This is a genomic window from Colwellia sp. MT41 (genome assembly GCF_001444365.1).
Taxonomy (GTDB): Bacteria; Pseudomonadota; Gammaproteobacteria; order Enterobacterales; family Alteromonadaceae; genus Colwellia; species Colwellia marinimaniae.
In genome coordinates this window covers 3,694,038-3,708,339 of sequence record NZ_CP013145.1, presented here as the reverse complement: position 1 = coordinate 3,708,339, position 14,302 = coordinate 3,694,038, and the positions used below count along the sequence as shown (strand labels likewise).

9 protein-coding genes are annotated in these 14,302 nt (G+C 39.9%); 6 read left to right on the top strand and 3 right to left on the bottom strand.

All coding sequences use genetic code 11. The features are described from left to right. The first annotated feature begins 133 nt into the window (after nucleotides 1-133). A complete protein-coding gene (locus CMT41_RS15695) occupies nucleotides 134-1,381 on the top strand; it encodes a PLP-dependent decarboxylase (protein WP_058027796.1) in 1,248 nt (415 codons plus the stop codon). A 35-nt stretch (nucleotides 1,382-1,416) separates the two neighbouring features. Beyond that, nucleotides 1,417-2,547 carry a succinylglutamate desuccinylase/aspartoacylase family protein gene (locus CMT41_RS15690; RefSeq protein ID WP_057182532.1) on the top strand — a complete coding sequence of 377 codons (1,131 nt, stop codon included), beginning with the start codon at nucleotides 1,417-1,419 and terminating at the stop codon, nucleotides 2,545-2,547. A 141-nt stretch (nucleotides 2,548-2,688) separates the two neighbouring features. Here the strand turns inward: CMT41_RS15690 and traF are convergent, their stop codons facing one another. Beyond that, the gene (traF, locus tag CMT41_RS15685) at nucleotides 2,689-3,954 is read right to left on the bottom strand and encodes a conjugal transfer protein TraF (protein ID WP_058027795.1); all 1,266 of its coding nucleotides are present in this window, start codon (nucleotides 3,952-3,954) and stop codon (nucleotides 2,689-2,691) included. 207 nt (nucleotides 3,955-4,161) lie between these two features. Between traF and CMT41_RS15680 the strand changes: the two genes are divergently transcribed. Both CMT41_RS15680 and CMT41_RS15675 read left to right on the top strand, forming a co-directional pair. Then, entirely contained in the window at nucleotides 4,162-4,485 is a 324-nt protein-coding gene (locus CMT41_RS15680; RefSeq protein WP_058027794.1) for a hypothetical protein, read from the top strand. A gap of 128 nt (nucleotides 4,486-4,613) precedes the next feature. Beyond that, on the top strand, nucleotides 4,614-7,109 hold the full coding sequence (locus tag CMT41_RS15675) for a TonB-dependent receptor (RefSeq protein ID WP_058027793.1): 2,496 nt from the start codon (nucleotides 4,614-4,616) through the stop codon (nucleotides 7,107-7,109). 168 nt (nucleotides 7,110-7,277) lie between these two features. On the opposite strand, the gene CMT41_RS15670 is transcribed toward CMT41_RS15675, so the two are convergent. Both CMT41_RS15670 and CMT41_RS15665 read right to left on the bottom strand, forming a co-directional pair. Further along, nucleotides 7,278-8,408, bottom strand: a complete 1,131-nt coding sequence (locus CMT41_RS15670) for an ABC transporter substrate-binding protein (protein ID WP_058027792.1) — start codon at nucleotides 8,406-8,408, stop codon at nucleotides 7,278-7,280. A 51-nt stretch (nucleotides 8,409-8,459) separates the two neighbouring features. Beyond that, nucleotides 8,460-9,314, bottom strand: coding sequence for a CvfB family protein (locus CMT41_RS15665; protein ID WP_058027791.1), 855 nt, complete (start codon nucleotides 9,312-9,314; stop codon nucleotides 8,460-8,462). 428 nt (nucleotides 9,315-9,742) lie between these two features. On the opposite strand from CMT41_RS15665, the gene CMT41_RS15660 reads away from it, so the two are divergent. Together CMT41_RS15660 and CMT41_RS15655 are read left to right on the top strand one after the other, a co-directional pair. After that, nucleotides 9,743-10,978, top strand: coding sequence for an efflux RND transporter periplasmic adaptor subunit (locus CMT41_RS15660; protein WP_058027790.1), 1,236 nt, complete (start codon nucleotides 9,743-9,745; stop codon nucleotides 10,976-10,978). Nucleotides 10,979-10,980: 2 nt separating this feature from the next. Continuing rightward, nucleotides 10,981-14,217: an efflux RND transporter permease subunit gene (locus tag CMT41_RS15655; protein ID WP_232299974.1), complete on the top strand. Its 3,237-nt coding sequence runs from the start codon at nucleotides 10,981-10,983 to the stop codon at nucleotides 14,215-14,217. Nucleotides 14,218-14,302 lie beyond the last annotated feature (85 nt).

The window sequence follows — 14,302 nt, the reverse complement described above, 5'->3', positions numbered from 1 at the left end:
CTCATTGATAGTCATCAATTCTGTGCTTTTTTCTTTAGCTTGAACCATGCAGCTTAAAGCTGATTGATTAATCTATTCACTAGATTAACTAATTTACTAACTCGATTGAGTTTTAAGATTAAAGAAAAATATAATGACTAAAGCCACTTGGTTCGATACCAGTATTGAAAATTCCTTGCTTGAACATGTTTCTCCTGAAGACGAACAAGGCTATTTTGTTTATCAACTTGATGCACTTAAAGCGCATTTAGCCGCTTTGCAGCAGCAAGATGTTATTAAATTATGGTTTGCTGTTAAAGCAAATCCGCTATCAAAAATAATTCAAACCCTAGACTGTGCTGGTTTTGACTTTGATGTCGCCAGCGCCGGTGAATTAACGCAGGTACTCGCCCAAGGTGTAGATCCAAGCCGAGTGCTAAATACCGGGCCGGCAAAATCTAAAAAACAGCTAGCGGCGTTTATAAAACAAGGGGTGAGAACCTTTGTGGTAGAAAGTTTGAACCAACTTACTTGGCTTAATGAAGTAGTGCTTGAACAAGAATTATCATCAGGTGAGACTGATAAGCCAAAAGTGCTACTTAGAGTACAGCTGCAATGGCATGAAGGCGAGAAAAACCCACTCGGTGGTAATAGCTTAACGCCGTTTGGTCTATCCGTGTCTGAGTGGAAAAATATTCATGTCGATAGCTATCCTGCGTTGGCAATTTGTGGCTTACATATTTTTCAATGGGGCAATATGCTCAGTAATGAAAAAATGTTTTCATTATGGTCGCAAATGATAAGCCCGTTGACGGACTTAGCTAACAGCATAGGTATGACACTCGATATACTCGATTTAGGTGGTGGTTTAGGCATTGATTATTTAGGGGTAGGGCAAACGTTGTCTTGGCCGCGAATTATTGCTGACTTAGCCGTTATCAAAGCAAAGTCAGGTGTTAAAGAGTTGTGGCTGGAGTTAGGGCGCTTTGCCGTGGCCGAGTGTGGTTATTATGTCGTACCGGTAGTGGATAGAAAAATGAATTATGAGCAAGAGCAGCTGGTGTTAGCCGCAGGTATAAATCATTTACTACGCCCAGCAATCACCGAACAAACCTTTCCGGTACAAATATTACGCGCAGGTTTCTCTGCTGAAAATACTACTATGCAGGCTTTTGACCTACATGGTCCTTTATGTACTAGCATGGATAAACTTGGGCATTTACATTTACCTGCTGATATCGATGTAGGCGATAAATTAGTGTTTGGTTATTGTGGTGCTTATGGCTTTACTGAAAGTATGCCATTTTTTTTATGTCATGAATTAGCGGCTGAGTATGTTTATCAAGATGGCATTCTTACTCAAGTTAGAGCGGCTCAGCCAGCTTCATCTTATTTGGCATAGTTAAGGAATAGTTAAGGAATAGTTAAGGGAAGAAGATGAATAAATTTAGCAAAGAAGTTATGTCCGTTGGCGAAATGGCCAGTGGCACTAAACTAACTGTACCTGTTTATGCCTTTAAAGGTAAAAATAATGCTGCTGCCAGTGTTTATATACAGGCAAATATGCATGGTGCGGAAGTGCAAGGCAATGCGGTTATTTTCCAATTATTGGAACTACTACAGCACTGTAATTTGCAAGGTAATATTACCTTAGTTCCTTATGCCAACCCCATTGCTTGTAATCACAAAAATGGTGAGTATACCTTAGGGCGCTTTGATCCTATTACCGGAGTAAACTGGAATAGGATGTACCATTTTGATGAAAGTGTTATTGAGCCTTTTGTCCAACAGTACTTAGATGCCAGTGAAGAGGAAATAAAAGATAAATTTCAGCAACTATTGCTTAGTGAAGTTGAAAATAAGTTAAAACACAGCACCTGGGGGCTAACGACAGGTCAATGTATTGCTTATCAATTACAGCGCCTAGCGCACCAAGCTGATATAGTTTTGGACTTACACACAGGTCCAATTTCCAGTAAACATTTATATTGCCCTGAGTATGCACAAGCGAGCGCTAAATATTTTGATATTGAGCATACCATACTCATTCCCAATGATTTTGATGGCGCTATGGATGAGGCGACCTTTTGTCCTTGGTGGAGTTTACAGCAGGCCTATGAAAACTTGGGTCGAAAATTTACCATGGGCCAAGGGGTTTTTAACAAGGAAAGTTTCACCGTCGAATTGGGTTCGCAAGAGCAAATAGATTTAGATGTCGCCAAGCAAGATGCCTTAAGTATTTTATCTTATTTACAATATCAGGGTGTTATCGATAATAAGCAATATCAGCCACAAAAAATGACTCGATACGCAGGTTACTTGAAAGATTATAAAGCCTTATATTCTCCCATGGGCGGTATGGTCGATTACCTTGCTGAGTTTGGCAAGCCCTTAGCTGCCGGCGAGCCTTTAGTACGAATTCTGCGTATGGATAATTATGGTGATGGTGATGCCTTGCATTATGTGTCGCTTGAGCAAGAGGTTATCCCTATTTTACATTTTGCTTCTGCTAGCGTTAATCAGGGCACTGAGTTGTATAAGGTACTTTGTAATTACTTCGAACTTTAATTATGTACAGGATGTACGGTAGCTCGCGGAGATAGGGATATCTAGCAGCGAGCAAAACAGCATGTACGCGCTAACTCACTGGGACAATATATCTAGCAGCGAGATTATTAAAGCCGCTCTTTATGTTATTTATATCACTGGCTATATTTTTAAACTGAGTTGCAAGGCCGCACCAATAGTATCGTTATCGCCAGTGAAAGCGGCAATATCAATAGCAAATACCGCCCAAGGTGAAATGCCAATACCAGCCGTGTAAATATCGTCATCAATTTCATTTAAATCAGTACGATAACCTAAGCGAAATTGAATATGTTCATAGAAACGAAACTCAGCACCAACGCCAGCATATTTTGATGCCGCTAAAGCAGCAAACTGCGCTCGGTCGGTTAAGTCTATCTCTGTTGCTAGGCTTAGCCAACTATTTTGATAACTTAAACCAAAGACAGTGCTGTTTTTTAAAGTAAAAGTAATATTTTGTTCAACATGATATACGGTTTTTTTTAGCAAGTTATTACTGACCAGAGCCGCGTGCCATTGACGCTCTGCTCCCCAGGTTAGGTATAAACCTAAGTCAACATTGCTACCACTTTTATCGGTAATATTCTCGTCATTGCTGATCTCAAAGTCATCATCGTCAAATTCATTGATTTTCCCGCTATTATAATAAAGATCAATGCGTTGATATTTTAATTTTGCGCCAATACTGAAGTCATAATTGGCGTGTTTAATAGCAGGATAAGCAACCATAACACCCGCTTCGGCAATTGAATAGCCAAGGGTAGTTGTTGCTGACGCCAGATCATTTAAGTTTAAGTTAGCGGATAAAATCGCGTCATTTAAGGTTTTTTCATCGTCTTCGCTGTAGTCTAGTGTGCCAGCAATACGTCCGTATTGATTGGTAAATAAACCAAAACTTAAATACTGGTTAGGAATAATCATTTGGAAGTTCAAACCATTACGTACCTTTACTACTTTATTATCAATTTTTTTAAAGTCAGCAATAATATCATCTACTTGCTGATTTAGGTCATCATAGTAACTTTTTACTTGGTGTGTCGATTGAAAGTTTTGCAATTGAATGCCATTAATATCATTGGCTAAATTATCAAGGTTATCACTGATTTCTTTCGTGGTATCAACAACATCATATTTATCCGAGGCCATAATACCTATATTTAAAGAAAAGAAAATATCATCATAGTTATCAAATTTGGTCAGTAACGCAGGGTTACTCAATGATGAGGTAAAGTCCTGGGTTAAGCCGGTAAAGCCTTGCCCGGTACGTTTAGCGGTAAAGCTCTCTCCATAGCTAGGTAGTGCCATAGCCATGATCGAAATTAACAATAATGTTGGTTTAAATGTGTGCAGGCAGACAATATTTAACGGGGAGTAAGTCAAAGGGGCCATAAATAAATCCTTGTGCTAATAAGATAACATAACTACTTTACCCAAGAGAAATATAGGGTTAACTTGCCAAAGTATAGCGCAGCGGTGCTGTTTAGCCTGATGTTTCTATCGCTTTTTTATAGCTTTTTTTGTCGCAAGGGGGAAAGCTCTCTATGATAAAATAAGCAAGCATTGAGTTCATCTTATTAATGTTATACTATAACACTTATGGACTTTACCTTAGCTAAATATCAACTTAAAATAAATAAGCGAAAAATTCGCCAGGGCGTTATAACGCTCTTGCTCTTTTGTGCGACTTTTTTTTCTCATAGTGAACATTTTACTCAAGTTGACTTTGATGCCTTTGCAAATGTTGCCTCACATGACTGTCATTTATGTCAGCAAGGTCTAGATTCTCCGCCCAGCTCTATCAGGCTATACCCAGTAGCAACTAGCGTAGCTAGACTAAACAACGTTCGAATTATCAGTGTCGTGCTTGCCGCACCTGCTTATATTAACCCGCCGTTAAGAGCACCGCCAAGCTCGCTGTAATTTTCTTCTCGTGTATTTTATTGTGTGGGGCTTAGTGCCAGTAACTAAGCCCTCACCCAGCTAGCTGTCTGTGAAACTAAATTCTCAGCGCGGTATGCATCACCTAAAAAATTATCGGAAACCAGTTTATGTCTTTTTTTGCCAATCAAAAGAGTATCAATAGTCAAGTTAAATTCCCTCTGAAAAAAATTGTTAATACCGGAGTGCTGTCAACACTCGCAACAATGTTATGTTTTAGTCAAACCAGCTTAGCGCAGAGCCTATCAGGGGTAGTGCTTAATAAACAAGGCCAAGCTATTTATAATGCCAGAGTGGAACTAGCTAATGGTACACAGCAAGTACGTTCCAATGCTCAGGGGGCGTTTATCTTTACCGACGTTAAACAAGGCGTTTTTGAAGTTCATATTAGTGCTAAAAATTATGGGCATAGTAAGCAACAAATTATTATTAAAGAGCAAGATGTCACTGACCTAAAGGTGGTTTTGTCTGCTTCGGTGATGGAAATTATTGATGTACATGCAATGCCGTTACATAGCTCTTTAATTGAGTCGGCATTGCCTATTAATGTGCTCAGTGCCGATGAATTAAAAATGAAACAAGCGGCAACCTTAGGGGAAACGCTAAAAAATGAAGTGGGTGTTCATTCGAGTTATTATGGTCCCGTTGCCAGTACCCCCATTATTAGAGGCTTGGATGGTCCTAGAGTACTTATTACCCAAAATGGCTTAGACGTTGGTGATGCTTCACGTATTGGTCCTGATCACGTAGTAGCAACAGAAACAAGTACAGCAACACAAATAGAAGTATTACGTGGTCCAGCAACGCTATTTTACGGCAGTGGTGCAATTGGTGGTGTGGTTAATGTGGTGGATGAACGTGTACCAAGGAGTACTGACGATCAAATTGACTATTTGTTACAATATAACGATGTTTCCAATGAACGGCAGGGCTCAATTAATATCCAAACGGGTCGAGATAATATCGCTTTTCACTTGGATGGTTTTTGGCGTGACTCTAAAGATTATAAACTTGCTGGTGAGGCTGACTCCCATGAAGAACACCAGGACAATGCTGCCGAGTATGAAGAGCATGGAAAAATCCGTCTCGAAAATAGTGCCTCTACCAGCAGTGGGGCCACCTTCGGTACTAGTTATTTACTTGACGATGGCTTTATCGGTTTTTCTTATGGCTTTATGAGTAGAGACTACGGAATTCCTGGCCATAGCCATGAAGGGGAACATGCTGATGAACATAGTCAGCCGTTAACCCTGAGTGCTAGCCAAGATAGCGGTGTTTATGCAAAAATGCAGCAAGATAGATGGCAAGTGCTGGGCGAGTTTAATTTTGAACAAGCCTTTATTAGCCAGGTCGGCACAAAATTCTCCTACAGTGATTATCAACACCAAGAAATTGAGTCAGGCTTAGTTGGCACAACTTTTAGCAATAAAAGTACGGAAGCGCGTATTGATCTTTTTCATCGCGATTTTTCTGGTTGGCAAGGAGCCTGGACTATTCATTATAAAGCATCAGACTTTAAAGCTCTCGGCGAAGAGGCTTTTTCGCCACCCGCTAAATCGGCAATGTTCGCCGCGGCTTGGTTAGAAGAGAAACATTTTGGTCCGGTATTATTGCAATTGGGCGCTAGAATAGAGCAAGTCACTATCGATGCTGATGATAGCTTGATCGGCTTTGCAGATAGCCATGTATTGCCTACAGAGCCAACACATAATGAGCAACATCAAACATTAGTATCATTTGAACGGCAATCATTTACCCCGATTAGTGCTTCAGCAGGTTTAGTCTGGGATTACCAATCAGGTTATAACTTAGGGTTTTCACTGGCACTGTCACAACGTGGCGCCTCGTCCGGCGAGTTATTTTCATTTGGTCCACATATAGGCACAAACACTTTTGAGGTAGGCGCAATGTTTGCTGTGCATCAAGACGGTGATGAAATTCAGGTCGAGTTAGCTGAGCAAGTACCCAGGGTCGAAACATCGCTTAATCTGGATTTGACCTTACGGAAATTTAACGGTGATTTTGGTTATGTTATTAGCGCATTTTATAATCGTATTGATGATTATTATTACCAGAAAAATACTGGCCTATTTTTTGTCGAAGAGCACGTCCATACTGTTGCAGAAGCAGATGAAGATGAATCAGGCTTACCTATCTTAGTTTATCAGCAAGCTGATGTGCATATGTATGGCGCTGAAGCTGAATTTGTTTATCAAGTGTCATCGGCGGTTAAAACCAGCTTAATTGCTGACTATATTCGAGCTAGGCTTATCGATAATGACGAAAAGGGTAATCTACCGCGTATTCCTCCGATGAGGCTTGGTGTTATTGTGAATTATCAAGCGGATAAATTTGCGAGTGAACTGAGTGTTAGCCACTACTTTGAACAAACAGATATTGCTGAGTTAGAAACCACAACAGATAGCTATACTATGGTTGATGCACATGTTAATTATTATATTGCTGGCGTTGGTGATGATTTAACCCTGTATTTGAAAGGGCAGAATCTAACCAATGAACATGCCCGGGTGCACTCGTCTTTTATAAAAGAGATTGCGCCATTACCTGGTCGTAATTTCAGTATTGGCATTCGTGGCAGCTTTTAACACCTTTGATATAATCTTTATGGTGTCTTAACGCAGCTTAATCACCTTTAGCAAAGGGCTATAACCATGTTGTAGCCCTTTTTTATGACCATTAAATAGAGCTTGGGTTACTAGCTGTAGCACTATCGTATTACCTGGTATAAAGCCGAGCATGGGTAAGTGAGTGAATTATTGACAGTGTTGCTTGTCAGGACCCGACGATTGTTTTAGCAGGTTACTCATAGAAAAATCATAACTAGTCAGGCGGGTATAGGTTTTAGTAAAACAGTAAAAATTAACCGAAGTTAAAATTTCCATAGTGGTCAGTTGCTCAAACTGGGCTAGGTTACTTTGCTCAATAACTGTGTATTGAGCAGCCATTTGTTTATTCTGGCTGGTAAATGGTGCTTGATTATTAAAGTGATCATAAACTTGCACCAGTAACCAAGCAATATTATAAAACTGTCCCCCCGCAGAAGCACTAAGCTGGTGTTGTTTTATTTTGGCTATTGCTTTTACATCCCAATCAAAGCCACCAATAAAAATATCTTTGTTTGGCCGCAAGCCTAACTCAATGGCACCTGTTAAGGCGCCTAAGGCCATTACATCTGAGCTTGCCCACACGAGATCAATGCCATTATGTCGGGAAAATAGTGCTTTAAATTTGTTTTTAGCCTCTTCTCTAGACCAATTTACCACAATATCTTGTACTAAAATGACATTATCTTCTAGTTTGATTTGAGCGGCAATACCAGCGCTGCGCTCAAGGGATTGCATGATTAAATCACCACTTAAGGCCAGTACTCTCAGTGGCTTTTGCCTTTGTGGTTGACTTATTTTAGCTTGGTTAATTAGGCTCTTAACCAGTAAAGCTGCACCTTGAAAATTTGCTACATAGTGCTCTGACAGCCAATATTTATATTTTCCTTGCGGATGACCTAGCTGCCTATCGGCGGGTAAAACTTTTGGGTCAGTAAAATTTGAATAGGTAACAAAAGGAATTTTTGCTTGCTCAAGTAGGTTGAAATACTGAGCAGCATTTTGTTTATAGGCATGAAATATTAATAAATCTGGCTTTTTAGTTGCGCCGACCAAGGTTGCAATAACTTCTGCCTGATAAATGCGATGTCCTTGTCCTTCAATAATGGTTAAATTAATGTTCAAGTCTCTCGCTGCAGCTTGCACGACAGCATAAACATTAGACCAATAGGGGGTTATAACGCGGGTCTGACTTATATAAGTGACATCAATAGCAAATGCTTTGCCTGGAAAAATACTGCTAGCCGTAATAGCTAACAGTAACAACATTTTATTCACCATGGGTACTCTTTGGGTATTTTATCGTCAGTGCTTTAATGGGCCGACTTGGTATTACAATAACTTTATGCCACCTTTGACTAGGGCGATTTTCCCTTTTTTCAGTAAATTGCCGACCGTCGCTTTAAATGTTTTTTTACTCACCCCTAAGGTGCTTTGGATCAATTCGGGAGAACTTTTATCATGTAATGAGCTCACACCGCCACGATCAGCAATGTGTGCTAATAATTTGTCAGAAAAATCATTAACCTTATTTTTACTACCACGGGTTAGAATAAGATCTAAACGGCCATCTTCACGAACTTGTTTAATATAACCGGTAATTTTTTTGCCAACTCTAAGATGCTGAAAAATTTCATTATCGTAAAGTAAGCCCCAATGTAGATCGTTAACAATGGCTTTGAAACCCAAATCCGTTTTACCACCAATAATGAGGTTTACTTTGTCACCTTGTTGGTACTCAGCCGGCCATATATCGATAAACTTATCTAGTTTACTTGAGGCAGCAAGACGGTCAGTGAGTTGGTCAAGAAAAACTCTGACTAAGTAATATTTACCCACTTCCATTGCGGTGTGTTGCTGGTTGTAAGGCACCAATAAATCCTTAGGTAAGCCCCAATCTAAAAAGGCGCCCATTTTATTGACTTGAATAACTTTCAAAGAAACAAATTCACCTACCTGTGCTAAAGGTGTGTCCGTGGTAGCAATCAATCGATCTGCAGAATCGCGGTAAATGAAAACCTTAAGACTTTCACCTACTTGACATACTTCAGGTACATAGCGCTTAGGTAATAAAATTTCGCCTAACTCTCCGGCATCAAGGTATGCGCCATTGTCTGCCAAGGCAACAATGTTAAGTTGATTGAATTTACCTATGGTTGCTTGAGTGGTTATGTGTGAGTTGGTCATGGGCAGTGCCGTGGAGAGAATTTGTCATATTGTAACGCATTCAATGGGCTATACCCAATGATTTCAAAATTGCTTATGGTTTACACAGAAGTGGTGAGTTTGGCAAGTTCAATCAATGAATAACTAAAAAATGGTGAAATATAGTAAAAGCTAAAGAGTTTTATTTTATATTAATTAATAGCTTATATAGTGATAACAGAAAATATCGTTTATCCATATGAAAAATAAGGGTTTAAAGTTTTTATTACCATTTTGACTTGGCAGGTTTATCACTTGGCGTGAATCTTGTAATACCGAGTTACATCTTTGTTCATACTTGTAATGAATAATTGGTTATTCTAGCGAGATAAAATAAAAATAACTTTGCCAGCAACAAAGCACTAGAGCAAATAAAAAACATCAAACTTTTAGAGAAAAAGGGATTAAAAGTGGCCACTAAAAAACAAATTATTATACCTATTGTCATTTTAGCTACCGGCATTGCCGCCATGGTGGGTTTTTCTAGTATGAAAAAGCCCCCGGAGGAAAAAGAGCAAGTTGATAATACTCCTATTGTCGCCGTTGAAAAAATATCCGTGGCACCAATGACCCTAGAAGTAAACTCTTACGGTATGGTAAAACCTAAATATGAAACCGAATTAATTGCGCAAGTCAACGGTGAAATTGTTGAGTTGAGTGCGGTTTTTGTTCGTGGCGGTTTTGTCAAGAAAGGTCAGTTATTAGCACGTATTGACCCCAGTGATTATCAAGCGGCGTTACTTGATGCCCAGGCGTCTATGGCTTCAGCACGCGCAGCCTTAGAAAAAGAAATGGCGCAAGGCAAAGTAGCAGAGCGAGAATGGAAACAAATTGAAAATAGTTCGCCGACAGAGTTAAGTTTACGCAAACCACAATTAGCTCAAGAGTTAGCACGAGTAAAATCGGCGCAAGCGTCAGTATTACGTGCAAAACGGAATTTAGAACGTACTGAAATACGCTCGCCGTACGATGCCTTGATAGACAGTCGTAATGTTGGTTTAGGTTCTTTTGTTGGTGTTGGTAGTAAAATTGGTCATGTATTGGGTACCGCAGTTGCTGAAATTCGTTTGCCCGTGGCAGATAATCAGTTAGCTTTTTTAACTAAAACTGCAGTTACTCAGCAAGGTGTTAATGCACCCGTTAATTTAATTGGTACTTATGCGGGACAAAGCACACAATGGCAAGCACATATATCACGCAGTGAAGGTATCATTGATAGTCAAAGTCGTATGAGTTATTTAGTGGCTGAAATTAATGATCCTTACTTATTAAATTCGGGCAATACTACGGGTGTACCGCTACGTTTTGGTAGTTACGTTAACGCTAAAATTAAGGGTTATGATATTAGTCAGGCAACCCTAATTCCTCGTTATTTAGTGGTCAATGGCAAGGTGGCTCTTTTAGATAGTGAATCAAAGTTGCATTATGTTGTTATTGATATTGTTCGCCAACAAGGTAGCCATGTTGTGGTCGCCAATGGTTTAGCTGACGGTGACCAATTAATTGTTTCTGCACTTGATTACCCAGTTGATGGCATGAAATTAGCCTTAGTGGTTGAGGATGCCGAAAAAGAATTGCCAACAAGTGAAGAAAATTCAAGCGAAACACAAATGGCCAGTAATAACAAAAAAGACTCAGGAGAATAAAAATGACTTCTTCTGTAGAGAATACCCCTGAAGATAAACAAGATATTGATAGCGAAAATTTGAATAGACCTCTTGATAATATCGATACTCATAAAGGTATTATTGCTTGGTTTGCTCGTAATAGTATCGCTGCCAACTTACTTATGTTTTTTATCTTGATTGGTGGCAGCTTAACGGCACTGACCATTAATAAACAAATGTTTCCCCAGTTAGAGTATAACTGGATTTCATATAATGCACCTTATCCTGGAGCCGCACCTCAAGAGGTTGAGGAAGGTATTACCATTAAGATCGAAGAAGCGCTTAAATCAGTGCAAGGACTTAAGCGAGTGATAACTTATTCTAGCCGAAATTATTCTAACGGCTGGTTTGAAGTTGAGCTTGATTATGATGCCCAGATTGTCTTGGAAGAGGTAAAATCAGCCATTGATGCTATTCCAAGTTTTCCGGACGGTATGGAGCGAATCAAGGTTGAGCGAGAGAAATTCCGTCAGGAAGTGATGTATATTTCACTTTATGGTGATTTAACTAATGGTGAGTTAAAAGAGCTTGGCCGTAAAATTCATAATGAAATACAGCAACTGCCCGGCATCAGTATTTCTGAGTTATACAGTGGCTTAGACTATGAAATATCCATTGAAGTCAGTAAAGATAAATTAAGAGAATACGGCTTAAGTTTTAGGGATATCGCTAACGCGGTACGTAGTTTTTCTCGCAATATGTCTGCTGGACAGATTCGCGCTGCTAATGGTTATATCAACTTGCGGGTGGAAAACCAAGCCTATCGTGGCTATGAGTTTGAACAAATTCCCGTTATTACTTTGGCAGATGGCACTAAAGTCTTGCTAGGTGAGGTTGCCACCATCAATGATGGCTTCCAAGAAGGTTTACAATATTCTAAATTTAATGGTGAAAATTCAATCACTATTTTTATCGGCGCTGCAGATAATCAAAGTATTACTAAGGTCGCCGATATTATGAATCGCTATGTTGATGAAAAATCGTCGATTTTACCTCCAGGAGTTAAGCTAGAAACTTGGGTTGATATGACTTATTACCTCAATGGCCGTTTGGACATGATGCTCGACAACATGAAAAGTGGTGCGGTCTTAGTCTTTTTGATGTTGGCGCTATTTTTACGGGTACGGCTAGCCTTCTGGGTAATGATGGGTTTGCCAGTATGTTTCTTAGGCACGTTATTATTTATGCCGATGGAATTTATCGGTGTCAGCATCAATGTTATTAGTTTATTTGCCTTTATCTTAGTACTTGGCATAGTGGTTGATGATGCCATCGTTATGGGAGAAAGTGCCCATGAAGAAATTGAAAAATACGGGCATACCACAGACAATGTTATTCGTGGTGTGCAACGTGTCGCTATGCCAGCCACTTTTGGTGTACTAACCACTATTGCCGTGTTTCTGCCCTTTCTCTTTGGTGAAGGTCCGTCCGCTGCCTTTGGTAAGGCCATTGGTGCCGTGGTGGTTTTATGTCTAATATTCTCACTAATCGAATCAAAACTTATTTTACCGGCGCATTTGGTTAAAATGAAGGCGAAAAAGTTTAATCCGAGAAACCCGCTAGATAGGCTTCGTGCTTGGATTGATACTAAGTTAAAAAACTTTATCGAAAATGTATATCGTCCAGCCTTAATCAAGTTTATTGAATATCGATATGCGGTGCTGATGTTTTTTATTAGCTTGATGCTGATAAGTGCCGGTTTATTTGGTGGCGGTTTAGTACGCTATGTTGGCCAACCTAAGATACCTCATGATTTTCCTCGCATCAGTGTGGAAATGAATATTGATGCCTCAGAAAAAGCAACCTTAAAGACTCTACTCAGCATTGAAAGTATTATTCATAAAATTGATAAAGATATTGAAGCTAAATATGGCAGTTCAATGATCTCCGATATGCAAGTTGATTTACGTAGCAGAACAAACGGTCAAGTGATGGTCAAGCTTGTTATTCCAAAGGATAGAGCTATCAACACTTTTGAGCTGGCCGATTTATGGCGTAAGGCAATTCCTAACTACCCAGGTGTTAAATCGCTAACCATTAGTGATAATTTGTTTGGCGGTGGTCGAGATGATGGTGATATTGCCTTTAGACTGGAAAGCAAAGACGATGCTCAGTTACTGGCGGCGGCGCAAGAGCTCAAGCTGAAACTTAATTCACTTAAAGGTATCGGTGATGTTAATGATTCACGCCAAACCAGTGCTAAGGAAGTACAGTTCACCTTAAAACCTCTAGCTTATAGTTTAGGTTTAACACTGGAAGATATTGCCTCGCAAGTTAGCTATAGTTTCTATGGCTTAGAAGCGCAGCGTATTTTGCGTGATAGTGAAGAAGTTAAGGTCATGGTACGTTATCCGCTTGAGCAACGCAGCAGTGTTGGCCATGTTGATGATGTCATGATCCAAGCCCCTAATGGTGCAGAATTGCCTTTGTCTGAGTTGGCTGAAATTATTCTTACTGATGGTGTTACTCGCATTCGTCGAGAAAATGGTAACCGCACCATCAATGTCTGGGCATCAGTGGATGCTGAACAGGTTGAGCCCTTTGAAGTGACTCAAGATGTTCGTGATAATTTTATTCCTGAGTTACTGAGAAAATATCCTTTAGTGAAAAGTGAAGTGTCTGGACGTATTCAGGAAGAAATGGATGGTGCAGCGGAGCAGCTCCGTGACATGATGATTTCGTTTATGATTATATTTTCACTGTTAGCTATCCCATTAAAATCTTACTCACAAGCAATCATGATCATGACTGTGATTCCTTTTGGCATAATTGGAGCGGTATTCGGCCATATGATGTTAGGCTTGGATTTAAGCGTATTATCCATGTTTGGTATTGCGGCTGCATCGGGCGTGGTGGTCAATGATTCGCTGGTGATGGTGGATTTTGTTAACAAAGCAAGACAGCGTGGCGAGACCTTAAAAGATGCGGTAATACATGCGGGCACCAAGCGTTTTCGTGCCATCATGTTAACGTCAGTCACTACTTTTATTGGCCTGGTACCCATTATTTTCTTCGAAACCAGTGCTCAGGCGCAAATAGTGATCCCCATGGCGGTATCATTATCCTTTGGTGTGCTATTTGCCACCATAGTGACCTTAGTGTTTATTCCGAGCCTTTATATGATCATTGAAGATATGCGTATGCTGGTAAGACGTTTTATAAATGCCATTAAAAAAATGTTGTTTGGTACGGATGCTGCGGATACCACTAAAGTGTAAGTTAGCTCAGTTAGCTCAGTAGACAAGAGCCATTTTATGAGAACCACCGCTTAGTCGGTGGTTTTTTATTATTGAACTGCCCTTA